Raw genomic sequence first — 14,184 nt, 5'->3', positions numbered from 1 at the left:
TCTCATTTGTGGCAGATTGATGAACTTTTTATGAGAACGTAATCACTGAATTTTTAAAAACAGTGATGACCAGCACAGCCAAGAGCGGCCATCAATTGATCTTACCGGTCAGACAAGCGAAGATTGCGCCGCAGACAGCAATCACGACACGACGAGGGACAGTCATTTGAGCCTTTTAACCTTTATTAACGACCTGATATGGGGCTCGGTGCTCATTTATGTGCTGATCGGCGGTGGCGTCTTCTTTTCGCTAAAACTCGGTGGCATTCAGTTCCGTCACTTCTCCCATATGTTTTCTGTAATGCGTCATAGTCGCCGCCGCGACAGTTCGGGAATTTCGTCGTTTCAAGCCTTGTGTACTGGGCTGGCTGCACGCGTCGGGACAGGCAATATGGCTGGTGTGGCGGTTGCACTCTCTCTTGGCGGACCAGGGGCGATTTTTTGGATGTGGCTAATGGCCTTTCTGGGAATGGCGACTGCCTTTGCGGAAAGCACCTTGGCACAGGTCTATAAAGTCCGCGATCCGGATGGCTACTTCCGAGGCGGCCCGGCTTACTACATGGAACATGGCTTGGGGATGCGCTGGATGGGGATATTGTTCTCGTTGCTGCTGATCCTTGCCTTTGGTTTGGTGTTTAACTCAGTTCAAGCGAATTCGATTTCACAGGCTGCCCAAGTGGCTTTTGGCTGGCCTCCCGCCTATGTCGGTGCAGGACTAGCACTGGTTAGTGGGTTGATTATTTATGGTGGCTTACGTCAAATTGCGCGCACAGCTGAGGTCTTAGTCCCTGTGATGGCGCTGCTCTATTTATCTCTGGCGTGTTATGTAATGTTGACCCATCTCGAGCAAGTGCCCGCCGTGATATCGCTGGTGGTTAAAAGTGCTTTTGGTCTTCATGAAGCCGCTTCCGGCGCGTTGGGTTACACCTTGGCGCAAGGGATGATTCAGGGGATTAAACGTGGCCTTTTCTCGAATGAGGCGGGCATGGGCTCGGCGCCGAATGCCGCCGCCTCCGCCACACCCTATCCGCCTCATCCAGTTTCTCAAGGCTATGTGCAAATGCTGGGAGTCTTTGTCGATACTCTGGTGATATGCACCGCAACCGTCGCGATTATTCTGCTATCGGGGGAGTATATTCCCGGTGGCGAAGTCACGGGGGTGGAACTGACACAGCGTGCCTTGAGTGCACAGGTCGGCGATTGGGGCGAGCAATTTGTGGCGGTGGCCATTTTCTTCTTTGCGTTTACCTCCATCATTGCCAATTACTCGTATGCAGAAACCAATTTGTTGTTTATCAATGGTCGCTTGCGCCCGGCACTGCCTTATTTTCGAGCATTGGTATTGGGCATGGTGATGTTTGGTGCGCTGGCCGAGCTCCCCTTAGTGTGGACGCTAGCGGATGCATCAATGGGCATGATGGCCTTGGTGAACATGATTGCTATCTTATTGCTGTCTGGCATTGTTAAGCGCTTGGCCGCTGATTACCACACCCAACGTTCGTTAGGGCGAGTGCCTGTGTTTGATAGTCGCCGTTTCCCTGAACTTCACAGCCAATTGGACGAAAAGGCTTGGCCTTTGCCCAAGCAGTGACCGTGATGCGGTGGCTTTTTTATGCTGGAATGATAGTCTTGGCAACAGACAGATAACATAAGGGTTAGCAAGATGCTGATTGTGGTCTCCCCCGCAAAAACATTGGATTATGAGTCACCATTGCCGACGCAACGTCATACCCAACCCATGCTGACTGAGCACTCTCAAGCATTGATCGAGGTATGTCGCCAATTAACGCCCGCCGATATCGGTGCGTTAATGAAGGTGAGTGATAAAATTGCCAGTCTGAATGCGGTCCGTTTTGCCGAATGGTCTCCAACCTTTACCACTGATAATGCACGCCCTGCGGTACTGGCGTTTAAAGGGGATGTTTATACGGGTCTGGATGCCACTTCAATGTCTGAAGAGGACTTTGATTGGGCGCAGGCACATTTCCGAATGCTGTCGGGGCTGTATGGCCTATTGCGGCCATTGGATTTGATGCAACCTTATCGCCTTGAAATGGGTACCAAGCTGGCGACATCGCGCGGTGATAACTTGTATCAGTTTTGGGGTGATATCATCACTGAGACATTGAATCGCACCTTGGCAGAGCAAGGTGATCGATTACTGGTGAACTTGGCCTCCAATGAGTATTTCAAAGCGGTAAACAAGAAAAAACTCGACGGCGATATTGTGACCCCTGTCTTTAAAGACTGTAAAAACGGTCAATACAAGGTGATCAGTTTTTACGCCAAAAAAGCCCGTGGCATGATGGCGCGCTATTTGATTGATCAGCGTGCGACATCCATTGAAGCTATCAAGACATTTGATGTTGGCGGCTACTATTTTAGCGAGGCACATTCCAAAGGGAATGAGTTGGTCTTTTTGCGTGAAGAACAGTAACGCACAGGCAATAAGGTTACGACAAGTATCAGCCGATGCGGCTCTGTGTTTCAATGAAAAAAAGCCCCAATGGGGCTTTTTTTATCGCTTTCAGTTAGTGAAGAATGCGGGCGCGAATCGTGCCTTCAATCGCTTTCAGCTTTTTCAGTGCTTTATCAGCCTGTTCGGTTTCGACATCAATGACCACATAGCCAATTTTTGCTGAAGTTTGCAGATATTGTGCGGCGATGTTGATGCCTTCATCGGCAAAGGTGGTGTTGATTTTGGTCAACACACCGGGACGGTTCGCGTGAATGTGGAGTAAACGAGAACGCCCTTGATGCTCTGGCAGTGACACCTCTGGGAAGTTGACACAAGAGAGTGTCGAGCCGTTATCAGAGTACTTGATCAACTTGCCTGCCACCTCAAGGCCAATGTTTTCCTGCGCTTCTTGTGTCGAGCCACCAATGTGTGGGGTGAGCAGCGCATTATCAAAGGCCTGCAGCGGTGAGCTGAAGGGATCATTATTGGTTTTAGGCTCAACAGGGAATACATCAATCGCCGCTCCGGACAAATGGTTGCTCTCGAGCGCGCCACATAGGGCATCAATGTCCACCACTGTACCGCGTGAGGCATTAATAAAGATAGCACCGGGCTTCATGCGGGCGAATTCTTCACTGCCGATCATGTTTTGAGTACTATCGGTTTCTGGAACGTGCAATGAAATCACATCACTACGGTTTAATAATTCGGTCAGCGAGTTGACTTGCACGGCATTTCCGAGTGAGAGCTTGTTATCGATATCGTAATAACAAACGTTCATGCCAAGGTTCTCTGCCAAAATACTCAGCTGCGTCCCGATGTGGCCATAACCGATAATCCCTAATACTTTTCCGCGTGCTTCAAACGAGCGTTCGGCGGATTTCTGCCATTCGCCACGATGTGCTTTGGCATTCTTTTCCGGAATACCACGCAGCAGCAGCAGGATCTCCCCAAGCACTAATTCGGCGACGCTGCGGGTATTTGAGAAGGGGGCATTAAAAACCGGGATACCACGTTGAGCAGCTGCGTCGAGATCAACTTGGTTAGTTCCGATACAAAAGCAGCCGACTGCGACCAATTTTTTCGCCTTTGCGAAAACCGATTCAGTCAGCTGGGTACGTGAACGCAAGCCGACAAAGTGAGCATCTTGAATCGCTTCTTCCAGCGCCTCACCGGTGAGGGAGCCTTTGTGATACTCAATATTGGTATAACCAGCTTGCTTGAAGGCCTCTAACGCCGTGGGGTGGACGCCTTCGAGGAGCAGAATTTTGATCTTATTCTTGTCCAGTGAATAGTGTGACAGCTTTTAACTTATTGATTACACTAAGCGCAAACGTTTGGTTTTTGCGGGAGATAATACGTTTCTCACCGACTATGCATGGTGGGTTATGCGTTTAGTCTGCAATTTTTTGCACGCCGTTTTCGGTGCCGGTCAAGACGACATCGGCACCACGGTTGGCGAATAAGCCGACAGTCACTACACCTGCGATACCGTTAATGGTATCTTCGAGCGCTTTTGGATCTTGGATTTTCATATTGTGCACATCCAAGATCACGTTGCCGTTATCGGTCACTACCCCTTGACGATAGCAAGGATCGCCCCCGAGTTTGACCAACTCGCGAGCCACATAAGAGCGTGCCATCGGGATCACTTCCACAGGAAGCGGAAACTCGCCAAGAACATCAACGTGTTTGGTGTCATCGATAATGCAGATGAATTTGTCTGCGATCGCCGCGACAATCTTTTCACGGGTGAGGGCCGCGCCTCCGCCTTTAATCATATGCTTGCGCGCGTTGATTTCATCTGCGCCATCCACGTATACATCAAGACTTGCGACGTCGTTCGCATCAAACACCTCAATGCCTAGTGCTTTCAAACGCTCGGTGGATGCTTCTGAACTGGAAACAGCGCCTTTAATTTGCGATTTAATCGGCTCAAGGGCATCGATGAAGTAGTTGACGGTCGAGCCTGTCCCTACGCCAACAATGCTGCCGGGTTTGACATATTCCACCGCCGCTTCGCCCGCAGCTCTTTTTTTATCGTCTTGGTTCATGATCACTCCTAATGGGGGGGTTGGCGGCGATTATAGCGAAGCGCGTCGACGCCGTCAGGATAGAGGTCGCGAATTCGTGGCTGACCAGTGCCAATGGTGACTGGGCGTTAATATGTGGGGAAGGGGCATGTCCCATTGCTCGGTGGGTAATTGGCCCCAATGCTGACAGTCATGAGCAAGGCCGACCGCCGTAGCACTTGGGTGTGCACAGAGCGCCAAGGTACGATCATAGTAGCCACCGCCCATGCCCAGCCGTTGACCGCGATCGTCAAAGGCAACCAAGGGTGTGGCAATCACCTCCAATTGATGGGTGGGTAAGAGATAGCGAATATCCAGTTTGGGCTCAGCGATCCCGTAGCGGTTCGACTGCATCGGGGTGGTCGGGGTGTAATGTAAAAACAGTAAGTGGCCCAGACTGAATGGATGGACAACAGGGAGATAGACAGACTTTCCGGCCTGCCAGCAGGCATTAATCAACGGCGCGGTATCAAGCTCACCATCAAACGATAAATATAAGGCAATATGCTGAGAGGCGATCACAGACGGCAAGGCCATAAAGCGTGTCATGACCGCATGGGCGGCGCGCTCTTGCTGTTCAGCGCTCAGTTGCCGGCGGGCGTGTCGGACTTGTTGACGTATTTGCTGTCTGGGCTGCATAACTGTCCTTGATGCTAGCCTGTCTGGAAGAGGGCCCCGGGATGCCGTCGGGATCGAAGGCCCTTGAACCCGCTGGTTCAAGGCGGGCGGGCAGTACAAACCGTAGGCTTCTCGGTACGTGCCGAGCTTGCTCAGTAGCTTGTAACAACACACCCTTAGGTTTGCTTATCGGCTCAGGGACGTAGATCCGCTGACAAACACCCCAGGGAATTCGGGTTACTTACGCGGTCCTTGCGTGGCCATTGCTGTGTCCAACTTTGACGCCATCAGGGCGCTCCGTTGCTTAACCTGATCTTGGACGTCGACCAATGATTGCTTAGCTTCATTTAGCTCGTGGCAAACATTCAAAGCAGCAATGGCAATTAACTGCTCTGTGTTGGTTACTTTAGTGCGCTCAGCCAGTTGTTGCAACCGTTGATCGAACTCACTTGCTGCTTCTTTAAGCGCTTGTTCTTGTCCTGGTGGACAATTGACCCGAACAAAGCGATCAAGGATCTTAATTTCAACCGGTTGTGTGCTCATAATGGTTGGCTGGCTCCTCGTGCGGCCTCTTCTTCTTGGGCCAACGACACAGTAACAATGCCCGCTATTCTAGCAATTATTTTTAGTGATACACCACTTTGAAATACTTAAGCTGTGTATCTGCTGTCAATTTAGACATGGAAACGGGTGATGCATGCCCTGACAGGTTGGCAGGTGAGAGCTAAGCCGCAGTTTATTATGGCCAGTTGCCAAGCCGAGTATGAATTGATCTTTGTCATGCCCGTTGCGTAGCGCGTCGATTTACACTGCAGGCACGATGAAACGATTTTATCCGTGCCTTCGTATCGGAAGAGGTATCAAAGCGTGTTTGCGTGCTTTTGATACGGGAGCGATTCAGCCACGCGGTGTGAAATGGTAGACTGTGGGTTTTATAACATGCACGACCAAGGGCAAGATTGTGACTGATACCCGTTTACCTCTTTATGCGCAAGCCGCGACGACTTTATCGGCAGATAGCCTTGCCGTCACACCCGCCGAAATGCATGGCTTAATTGCCGGTATGTTAAGTGGGGGTATGGCGCTGGAAGATGGGGGCTGGCTCACCATGCTTTACGACTATACCAACCAAGGTATGGGATGGCCGACTGAGGCGAAAACCCTCGCCATGCAAAGCTATCACCAGCTGAAAACACAATTGACCGGGGACGACTTAGATCTCGATATCTATGTCCCTGACGACGAGCAGGTTGGCGTAGTCGCTCGAGCAGAAGCCCTTGTCGAATGGATCAATGCGTTTTTAGCAGGGGTGGGGCTGATCGGTAAACAAGGCCGTCAACTCTCCAATGACGTCACCGAGGCGCTGAGCGACCTTAAAGCCATTGCCCAGCTTGGCATTGACGAAGACGGTGATATGCAAGAACAAGCGGAGCTGCTTGAGCAAGTTTGCGAGCATGTTCGTGTGTGCTGCATGGTAGTGCATGCTGAATTGGGTGCGCGTCCGGATGCGGATGAGACTCCAAAGACACTCCATTAATCAATGAATCAACATCGCTGACATGCGATGACCCCATACAGTATGGGATTAGGGACAGGTGGGATGAAAGCCTACGATATAATCATTGCCGGTGGCGCGATGGCCGGTGCCACGGCCGCACTTGCGCTGGATACATTAAGTGGCGGTCAGCTGCGTATTGCCGTGGTTGAGGCGATGTTGCCCGATCATGCCAATCACCCTGGGTATGATGCACGCAGTATTGCTTTGGCACAGGGAAGCTGTGCTGCATTGGAATCGCTGGGTTTATGGTCGGCGTTAGCCCCATTTGGCACCCCGATTCAGCATATCCATGTCTCGGACCGCGGCCATGCGGGGCAGACACAGATTGATGCGAACGCTCAAGGTGTTCCTTATTTGGGGCAAGTGATTGAGCTTGCGGATGCTGGCCGTGTCTTTCATCAGCAGCTCAGTCATCGCAGCGCTATTGATCTTTATTGTCCCGATTACGTCGAACATATCCATAGAGAGCAAGCGTCGGTAACCGTTGAGCTCAAGCAAGGAGAGACCTTGCAGGCAAAATTGCTGGTGGCTGCCGATGGCGGACGCTCGCCATGCTGTCAACAGCTGAAGATCGCGCGTCAGCAGCACGATTTCCATCAGGTGGCGATCATTGCCAACGTGAGTACCGCGCTGCCGCATCAAGGGGTGGCATTTGAACGCTTTACTCGCACAGGGCCGGTGGCGCTACTGCCGATGTCGCAGGGGCGGTGCTCAGTGGTCTGGTGTGTGTCACCGGATGAGGTCGACCATTGGCTCTCGTGCGGCGAGGCGACCTTCTTGGACGGTTTGCAGACTGCCTTTGGATGGCGCTTGGGTAAACTCCTTCATGTTGGCACTCGGCATGCCTATCCGCTGGTGCTTAATCAAGTGGTGAGTCCAGTCAGCCACCGTGTGGCGGTGGTCGGCAATGCGGCACAAAGCCTCCATCCGATCGCGGGGCAAGGGTTTAATCTCGGTCTACGAGATGTGATCACGCTAGCCGAGGTTCTGACGGCAGCGTCAGCACACGGCGAGGATCTGGGGGCAATGCCAGTCTTAACTCGCTACGCGCAACGTAGAGAAGCGGACCGAGAGACTACCATCGCCACCACATCCGGATTAGTGCACCTGTTCTCTAACCAAAATGCGGTGTTATCGGCCACTCGTAATCTCGGGCTGGGGTTGATGTCAGCTCTACCGAGTCTTAAACAACCTCTTATTCAACGCACCATAGGATGGGTAGCGCGCACATGAAGATGATCAATGCAGATATTGCCATCATTGGCGGCGGCATGGTGGGGCTCACCTTGGCGGCAGCGTTGGAGCACAGCGCTTTACGTGTGGTGGTTATTGAAGGGAAAACCCCTGAGCCCAGCTTGGATACCATCCCGGATAACCGTGTGTCAGCTCTAAGCCGCGCCAGTGAACGCATATTGCGCGGCGTGGGGGCTTGGTCGGGCATTGAATCTCGCCGCATGGCAAGTTATCAAGCCATGCACGTTTGGGAGCAAGACAGTTTTGCCGAGATAGCGTTTGATGCACAAAGTCTGGGCCAGCGTGATCTGGGCCATATTGTTGAAAACCGTGTCATTCAGTTGGCGCTCCTCGATAAAATCAAACAGCAAAGTAATGTGACGCTGCTGATGCCTGAGCAGTGTCAATCGATGATGATGGGTGAGCGAGAAACCTGGCTACAGCTTGCCTCTGGTGGCGGCGTGACCGCTAAATTGGTGGTGGGGGCAGATGGTGCGCGCTCTTGGGTGCGAGGCCAAGCCAGTTTACCTTTGGTGCAACGCGACTACGGGCATCACGCGGTTGTTGCGACGGTTCGCACTGAGGTTGCTCATCAGGGAGTTGCACGGCAAATTTTCACGCCGGATGGCCCACTCGCTTTTTTACCGCTTAGTGAYCCGCACCTTTGCTCGATTGTATGGTCGGTGTCGCCGTGCTTGGCGCAGCACTATATGGATATGGACGACGCGGCATTTAATCAGACCTTAACGGCACAATTTGATGTGACTCTGGGGCTTTGCGAAGCTGTGGGACCACGTGCCAGTTATCCATTAACCATGCGTTATGCACAGCAATTTGCCGCTGACCGTGTGGCCTTGGTGGGGGATGCGGCGCACACCATTCATCCACTGGCCGGCCAAGGGGTGAATTTAGGGTTACTAGATGCCGCAGCGCTTGCCGAAACACTCATACACCTTGCTGAGCAAGAAAAAGACATTGGCCTGCATGCGTCACTGCGCAATTATGAACGCTGGCGAAAAGCAGAAGCGGCGCAAATGATCGCCGCCATGCAAGGCTTTAGAAGTTTGTTTGACGGCGCTCATCCGATCAAAAAATTGATCCGTGGTGTCGGCATGCAGGCTGTGAATCATTTGCCGGGCGCTAAACTGCCATTTATTAAACGGGCGCTAGGGCTAAGTGGCGAGCTACCCAAGCTCGCCTGTGCAACATTTTCTGAATCGTCTAGCTGAGATTATTGGCGAATCGATATCTGTGTGCTAGTTGTTGTGTAGTTAATCAACCAAGTATTAGTGAACCACGAAGTCTGTTGAAACGACGATGTGTCACTGGGTGCAACAAGGAACAAAACTATGAGTGATATCCCATCAGAATTAAAATTTACTTCAACGCATGAGTGGGTGCGCCCAGAAGGCGATGGCTTGTTTACCATTGGTATCTCGGATCATGCGCAAGCCCTGTTAGGGGATATGGTATTTATTGATTTGCCCGACGAGGGCGACAGTTTTGATGCGGGAGACGATTGTGCCGTGGCAGAGTCTGTCAAAGCCGCCTCTGATATTTATGCGCCTATTTCTGGGGAAGTGGTTGCGGTGAATGAAGAGCTGGACGGTTCTCCGGAATTGGTGAACAGCGACCCTTATGGTGATGGCTGGTTATTCCAAATTCGCGCCACCGATGAGTCTGAAATTGATGATCTCTTGGATGCGCAAAGCTACGAAGAAACCCTAGGGGAAGAAGACTACGACGAATAAGGTTGGCTGTCTTTGCGTCATCGTCAGGCCCTGCTTTTTGGCGGGGCCTGTTGATTTAAGCTCGTCCTGAACGTGAATCAGCGGCGTGTATTGACCGTGTGAGGTTGAGTCTCATCACACATCGCTTGCTGATAGGTCTCTCGTATCACCGCATTAACTTCTTTGACGGTTTGATAGTGCGTGATGGTGGCGTCTTGAGGCGCTTTTAGCCAACCGTTTTCGAAATCAAAGCGTCCTCGTCCGGCAATATAAAGTCGACCTGAAAAAAGTCGCGCCACATGTTTTGCGACCAACCTTGGCACATAGCGATTAAAAACGCGCATAAACCCTTCTTGGATAATGAAATAAACCTTGAATCCTGACCACTTTGCATGGTGGCTCTGACGTGGTAACCCTATTCTAGGTGGTAACCATAGTTGTGATGTCGAGAAATATCGACATACAACGGCGCAGATTGTGCAAAGGGTTTATGGCGAGGGGATGACAGCGTTAGTGTACATCCTCAGTTTGGGATCTTTACCACAAATCAGCGCAGTTAAATGCGGGTACGCAACTGGGTTTTCCTCTCAGTGCTGTTAATGGTGCATCGGTTAATGATTGCCCCAGCCACCCATGTGGATAGCTCAAATGATGCGGTGGTTGAATATTCTCTGGAGAAATGGGCGTGAATCCCACGCGGCCATAAAACGCTGGGTCGCCATAGGTCATCACCAACTGATAGCCCTGCATTTTTAATGCGGTAAGACCATGCTGAATTAATGACTGCCCAAGCCCCTGTTTTTGATAGCTTGGGTGGACCGCCATCGGCGAAAGCAGTGCCGCCTCGGGCATGGTTGGATAGCTTAACCGAGAAAAAAACACTGCCCCAGCCAGCACTGAGTTATCGACCGCGACAAAACCAAGCCATTCACCCTCTGGTGTGGTGTCGTGCAGCTGATGAATCAGTTGGCCAATCAAGTTCCCCTCATCCGGCCCTTCGCTGTGAGTAAATGTCTCACGGACCAGTTCAGCAACGTCATTGATGTTCACATCGGTTAAAGGTAAAAACGGCATCGCTTACTCCTTTCCATCGTAGCTTGGGTCGGCTTTTAGGGCATCGACTCGGGTTAAAACGGTCTCGGTGATATGGGCAATGAGCCACTGAGTACGTGGGTGGGCACTGACTTGCTGTCGCCATGCCAGATGGATGTCAAACCCTGGCACATCAATGGGAGGTGCACTCAGAGCAAGGGTGTCGGTATCATCGAAATTATCGATACGTGCCATCAGTTCCGGGACAGTGCAAAGTAATTGGCGCTGTTTTAGCAATTGCCTCACGGTGAGAAATCGCTGCGATCCCATCACCACGTGACGGTGATAGCCTAACTTGGTCAGGGTTTGGTCGATAGGGCTCGTTAACTGACCTTGGGTGGAAACCAGCGCGTGTGGCGTTGCGACAAAATCGGCCAAACTAATGGGGGCTTGCAGCCCTGTGCTTTTGGGGTCAAACAGACAGACGTGCTGTTCGTGATACAAGTGCTGACTGGCCATGTTTTCCATCCCCTCTGGAAGCACGCCAATCACGACATCGACCTCATCATCCTCAAGCGCCTGTTGACAGCTTTTTTTGTCGACAGGGCGAAGGCTTAATTGTGCGTGAGGCAGATGAGTCGTAAAGCTATCAAATAAGGCGGGGGCAAAAATCAGCTCCGCATAATCCGTGAGCCCGATGCGCACCTGTCCATCGTAGTGTTGCGGCTCAAAGTGAGGTGGCACCAACACCTCGCTGGAGAGCGTATCGAGTAATGCCTGAATCTTAGGTGCGATATCTATCGCGCGGGCAGTGGGCACCATTTGATGGCTGCGGCGCTCAAATAAGGGGTCATCGAGCATCACACGCAAACGCGACAGGCTATGGCTCATGGCCGATTGCCCTAAGGCCAAACGCTCAGCCGCGCGGGTGACGCTGCGCGTTTCCATTAAGGTGATAAAGGTTACGAGCAGGTTAAGGTCGTATTTACGCCACTGTTTTTGCGCCATCCTTAGCCTTGACTCCTAGGGGTTATCGTCGCGACAAATGGCGGCGCGCAGAGGTTGGCAAAGTGCCACTAGGTCGGTCACTTTCACCCACAGCCCAGCATGCGGATCGCCACTGCTGATCGTGACACTATCGTGGTCGAAAATACGCTCTTCAAACACAATTGGCAGTGGCCGAGGTAATCCTAAGGGAGCGACCGTGCCAAGCGTATAACCTGTCATTGCTCGCACCTTGTCTGCGTCGGCCAGTGTCATTCGCCGACATGCTAACTGCTCGCGCACGCGCCGTGGGTCGACCTGACAATCACCGGGCACACAGGCTAATGCGTACTGGTTACCCATATCACGTAAAAGCAGCGTTTTTAGCATACGCGCCGGTAAGATCCCGCGCGCTGCCGCTGTGTCAGTGATGGATTGGGTAGCTTGCGATTGCCATAAAACCTCATAGGTCACCCCTGCCATATCAAGCGTGGCAGTGACGGCGGTTTGCAGTGGCATAGAGGCAGAAGAAGCGACCAAGGGTTATTTTTCCTCTTCGAGTGAATACGGGAGTGCGACGCGCTGCCAAATGGCGTCGGGCGCATCCGCGAATCGAAAGGCGGTGTCGTCGTCCAAGTTATTGGGTAAAACCACTAAGGCGGCTGCATGACCATCTGAGTAGGTAGCGCCAGCAATGACGGTGCCGCCCGCTCGCCAATTATCTCCTACCGCTCGTTCTACTTTATCTCCCGGCTTAGGGGCCTTATCGGCCTGTCCTACCAATTTATACATGGCGCGTTTATTGATGCCACGGTATTTCGCGCGTGCGACCGTTTCCTGACCGGTATAACAGCCTTTGGTAAAGCTGATCGCATCCAGTACCTGCAGATTGAGGGATTGCGGAATAAACTCGCTTTTGGTGGCATCTTCAATGCGCGGCAAGGCAGCATCGACGTCGCATTGCTCCCATAGCGTGCTGTCAGCCAATAAGGCACTTTCCTGATAGGCTGCAACCAGTTGGTCCGCCGCAGAAGGACTGATGGCAAGCAACCAGCGGGTTGGCTCGATCCTCACCGCTGTGCCGTGTTCGCTGTGGCGCACGTCACCTTGAGCGCCGAAATGTTTCCCGATCACTTGTTCCGCCTGTTGGCCGACGACGCCGAGCAATACATCTTCACTAGGCTGAAAGTCGATTTTCGAGAAGATGGCGTATTTTTTTATCTCAGTGAGTTGCGTTTGTGCAATCGACATTGGTTGCACCATGGCCAGACCGTCGCCGTGATGGAAAAGCCGTAATACCGACCATACTTTGCCTTTGGGATCGCAATGAGCCGCGAGGGTCGATTGATGTTTGTCGAGTTGGCTCAGATCGCAGGTCAATTGTCCTTGCAGATAGCTTTGAGTGTCGTCGCCGCTCACTTGCGTCAATGACCAGTTATCTAATGCGACTAAGGCCAAATCAGGCAGTGGGCTATTTGCATTGCGCTCGGCTGGGGTAAAGGCGACTGTTTGATACCATTCGCTCATAGAAATCACGCTCGCAGTTGAGAAAAACACAGAGTATGACACGTATACTAATCGTGCGTTGTCAGCTTGTCAGCCTTTGTATTGTAAGGGTATTGATGGCAAGCGACGTTGAATCGATAAACATCAGGGGATAGCTCTCATCTTCATCGCCGAGTTGAGAGGAAAAGTAGTCGCCCTCCGTTGGCGCTGATACTATGCATCTACTGACATCAGTGATTGAGGTAAACATGGTAAATACCGACGATAAACCACGGATCCGTTGGGCATGCCGCCGTGGCATGTTGGAGCTTGATGTAATTATTATGCCTTTCTTTGAAGCTTGCTATGACACCTTGAGTGACAGTGACAAGCAAGACTTCATCGCATTTTTAGAAAGTGACGACCCTGATTTGTTTGCGTGGCTGATGGGGCATGGTAAACCTGACGATCCTAAGATGAAATCTATCGTTGATAAGATCGTTGCCCATAACCGAAGCAAGCTTCGTACATAGTCAGCTCCGCTGTCCTCGCTATGTCGCTATTAGCCTGATCCTGTTCGGCGTGATAGCGGCATGGCTGATCACTTTTCACCTTGCCCTTCCTTTGAGTGCCCGCGCCCTTGCGATTATTTACCTAATCCGCGATGGTCGAAGGTTCTACCACCAGTTACTGGCTAGCCAAGGCACCTTATCCATTGATCGCCATTTTTATGTTCAGATGAATACCCAACCGAAAGGGAAAATGTCCTGTGTCTGGGCGACGCCTTGGTTGGTTGTCCTCGAGAATACACAAGAGGAGTCGCGGATCTTTTTGTGGCGAGGCGGGATGCCAGACTATCACTTTCGTCTAATTTATCGTCACTGCTGTACGGCGACTGGGGATAGTTTGTGACATTATTGTGACGAGGTGTTTACGTCGCTTTACTTTTACCCAACTTGGCCGATAGTAAAAGGTGCACACAATGTGTAGGGCTATTGAAACTCTGAGTTTGGT

The 14,184-nt window shown here is 51.8% G+C and carries 17 protein-coding genes and 1 other RNA gene; 8 read left to right on the top strand and 10 right to left on the bottom strand.

Annotation, left to right across the window (positions count from 1 at the left end):
• Positions 1–166: 166 nt before the first annotated feature.
• Entirely contained in the window at positions 167–1,591 is a 1,425-nt protein-coding gene (locus BZJ17_RS01315; protein ID WP_069589768.1) for a sodium:alanine symporter family protein, read from the top strand.
• A gap of 72 nt (positions 1,592–1,663) precedes the next feature.
• Complete coding sequence (gene yaaA / locus BZJ17_RS01310) at positions 1,664–2,437, top strand: peroxide stress protein YaaA (RefSeq protein WP_077455289.1); 774 nt, start codon at positions 1,664–1,666, stop codon at positions 2,435–2,437.
• A 94-nt stretch (positions 2,438–2,531) separates the two neighbouring features.
• Here yaaA and serA read toward each other — a convergent pair whose 3' ends face one another.
• The 5 genes from serA to zapA all read right to left on the bottom strand — a co-directional run bounded on the left by serA (position 2,532) and on the right by zapA (position 5,691).
• Positions 2,532–3,761, bottom strand: a complete 1,230-nt coding sequence (gene serA / locus BZJ17_RS01305; protein WP_077639532.1) for a phosphoglycerate dehydrogenase — start codon at positions 3,759–3,761, stop codon at positions 2,532–2,534.
• Positions 3,762–3,852: 91 nt separating this feature from the next.
• Complete coding sequence (rpiA, locus tag BZJ17_RS01300; RefSeq protein WP_069589765.1) at positions 3,853–4,512, bottom strand: ribose-5-phosphate isomerase RpiA; 660 nt, start codon at positions 4,510–4,512, stop codon at positions 3,853–3,855.
• Positions 4,513–4,566: 54 nt separating this feature from the next.
• Complete coding sequence (locus BZJ17_RS01295) at positions 4,567–5,169, bottom strand: 5-formyltetrahydrofolate cyclo-ligase (RefSeq protein ID WP_077639531.1); 603 nt, start codon at positions 5,167–5,169, stop codon at positions 4,567–4,569.
• Between the two features lie 29 nt (positions 5,170–5,198).
• A non-coding RNA gene (gene ssrS / locus BZJ17_RS01290) (6S RNA) lies at positions 5,199–5,381 on the bottom strand.
• A 4-nt stretch (positions 5,382–5,385) separates the two neighbouring features.
• Positions 5,386–5,691 carry a cell division protein ZapA gene (zapA, locus tag BZJ17_RS01285; protein WP_069589763.1) on the bottom strand — a complete coding sequence of 102 codons (306 nt, stop codon included), beginning with the start codon at positions 5,689–5,691 and terminating at the stop codon, positions 5,386–5,388.
• A gap of 418 nt (positions 5,692–6,109) precedes the next feature.
• On the opposite strand from zapA, the gene BZJ17_RS01280 reads away from it, so the two are divergent.
• From BZJ17_RS01280 to gcvH, 4 genes are all read left to right on the top strand, one after another.
• Positions 6,110–6,685, top strand: coding sequence for a UPF0149 family protein (locus tag BZJ17_RS01280; protein WP_069589761.1), 576 nt, complete (start codon positions 6,110–6,112; stop codon positions 6,683–6,685).
• 63 nt (positions 6,686–6,748) lie between these two features.
• Positions 6,749–7,939 (top strand): 2-octaprenyl-6-methoxyphenyl hydroxylase, encoded by a 1,191-nt coding sequence (gene ubiH / locus BZJ17_RS01275; protein WP_077639530.1) that lies wholly within the window; start codon positions 6,749–6,751, stop codon positions 7,937–7,939.
• On the top strand, positions 7,936–9,168 hold the full coding sequence (locus tag BZJ17_RS01270) for an FAD-dependent 2-octaprenylphenol hydroxylase (RefSeq protein WP_077639529.1): 1,233 nt from the start codon (positions 7,936–7,938) through the stop codon (positions 9,166–9,168). Before ubiH ends, BZJ17_RS01270 begins: the two co-directional genes overlap by 4 nt.
• Before the next feature lie 120 nt (positions 9,169–9,288).
• Complete coding sequence (gcvH, locus tag BZJ17_RS01265; protein WP_077639528.1) at positions 9,289–9,690, top strand: glycine cleavage system protein GcvH; 402 nt, start codon at positions 9,289–9,291, stop codon at positions 9,688–9,690.
• A gap of 77 nt (positions 9,691–9,767) precedes the next feature.
• Here gcvH and BZJ17_RS01260 read toward each other — a convergent pair whose 3' ends face one another.
• The 5 genes from BZJ17_RS01260 to ygfZ form a co-directional block, all read right to left on the bottom strand.
• Positions 9,768–10,013, bottom strand: coding sequence for a DUF1107 domain-containing protein (locus tag BZJ17_RS01260; RefSeq protein ID WP_069589755.1), 246 nt, complete (start codon positions 10,011–10,013; stop codon positions 9,768–9,770).
• A 193-nt stretch (positions 10,014–10,206) separates the two neighbouring features.
• The gene (locus BZJ17_RS01255) at positions 10,207–10,743 is read right to left on the bottom strand and encodes an N-acetyltransferase (protein ID WP_077639527.1); all 537 of its coding nucleotides are present in this window, start codon (positions 10,741–10,743) and stop codon (positions 10,207–10,209) included.
• A gap of 3 nt (positions 10,744–10,746) precedes the next feature.
• Positions 10,747–11,709 carry a LysR family transcriptional regulator gene (locus BZJ17_RS01250; RefSeq protein ID WP_077639526.1) on the bottom strand — a complete coding sequence of 321 codons (963 nt, stop codon included), beginning with the start codon at positions 11,707–11,709 and terminating at the stop codon, positions 10,747–10,749.
• A gap of 15 nt (positions 11,710–11,724) precedes the next feature.
• Positions 11,725–12,225: a YbaK/EbsC family protein gene (locus BZJ17_RS01245; protein ID WP_241836735.1), complete on the bottom strand. Its 501-nt coding sequence runs from the start codon at positions 12,223–12,225 to the stop codon at positions 11,725–11,727.
• Positions 12,226–12,228: 3 nt separating this feature from the next.
• Positions 12,229–13,212, bottom strand: coding sequence for a tRNA-modifying protein YgfZ (ygfZ, locus tag BZJ17_RS01240; protein ID WP_077639524.1), 984 nt, complete (start codon positions 13,210–13,212; stop codon positions 12,229–12,231).
• A gap of 227 nt (positions 13,213–13,439) precedes the next feature.
• Between ygfZ and BZJ17_RS01235 the strand changes: the two genes are divergently transcribed.
• Positions 13,440–13,703, top strand: coding sequence for a succinate dehydrogenase assembly factor 2 (locus tag BZJ17_RS01235; protein WP_069589792.1), 264 nt, complete (start codon positions 13,440–13,442; stop codon positions 13,701–13,703).
• Positions 13,672–14,082: a protein YgfX gene (locus BZJ17_RS17130; RefSeq protein ID WP_131826788.1), complete on the top strand. Its 411-nt coding sequence runs from the start codon at positions 13,672–13,674 to the stop codon at positions 14,080–14,082. The genes BZJ17_RS01235 and BZJ17_RS17130 overlap by 32 nt, the downstream gene beginning before the upstream one ends.
• The last annotated feature ends 102 nt before the right edge of the window (positions 14,083–14,184 follow it).

This window comes from Salinivibrio sp. IB574 (assembly GCF_001996205.1).
In the GTDB taxonomy this organism is placed as follows: Bacteria; Pseudomonadota; Gammaproteobacteria; order Enterobacterales; family Vibrionaceae; genus Salinivibrio; species Salinivibrio proteolyticus.
Note: the sequence above shows the minus strand (reverse complement) of the source record. Positions and strands in the feature narration are given on the sequence as shown.

Excerpts from the sequence above, each read along its gene's own strand:
- zapA (WP_069589763.1), bottom strand. The coding sequence starts at position 5,691 with ATGAGCACACAACCGGTTGAAATTAAGATCCTTGATCGCTTTGTTCGG.
- yaaA (WP_077455289.1), top strand. The coding sequence starts at position 1,664 with ATGCTGATTGTGGTCTCCCCCGCAAAAACATTGGATTATGAGTCACCA.
- BZJ17_RS01235 (WP_069589792.1), top strand. The coding sequence starts at position 13,440 with ATGGTAAATACCGACGATAAACCACGGATCCGTTGGGCATGCCGCCGT.
- BZJ17_RS01260 (WP_069589755.1), bottom strand. The coding sequence starts at position 10,013 with ATGCGCGTTTTTAATCGCTATGTGCCAAGGTTGGTCGCAAAACATGTG.
- gcvH (WP_077639528.1), top strand. The coding sequence starts at position 9,289 with ATGAGTGATATCCCATCAGAATTAAAATTTACTTCAACGCATGAGTGG.
- rpiA (WP_069589765.1), bottom strand. The coding sequence starts at position 4,512 with ATGAACCAAGACGATAAAAAAAGAGCTGCGGGCGAAGCGGCGGTGGAA.
- BZJ17_RS01295 (WP_077639531.1), bottom strand. The coding sequence starts at position 5,169 with ATGCAGCCCAGACAGCAAATACGTCAACAAGTCCGACACGCCCGCCGG.
- ubiH (WP_077639530.1), top strand. The coding sequence starts at position 6,749 with ATGAAAGCCTACGATATAATCATTGCCGGTGGCGCGATGGCCGGTGCC.
- ygfZ (WP_077639524.1), bottom strand. The coding sequence starts at position 13,212 with ATGAGCGAATGGTATCAAACAGTCGCCTTTACCCCAGCCGAGCGCAAT.
- BZJ17_RS01250 (WP_077639526.1), bottom strand. The coding sequence starts at position 11,709 with ATGGCGCAAAAACAGTGGCGTAAATACGACCTTAACCTGCTCGTAACC.
- BZJ17_RS01255 (WP_077639527.1), bottom strand. The coding sequence starts at position 10,743 with ATGCCGTTTTTACCTTTAACCGATGTGAACATCAATGACGTTGCTGAA.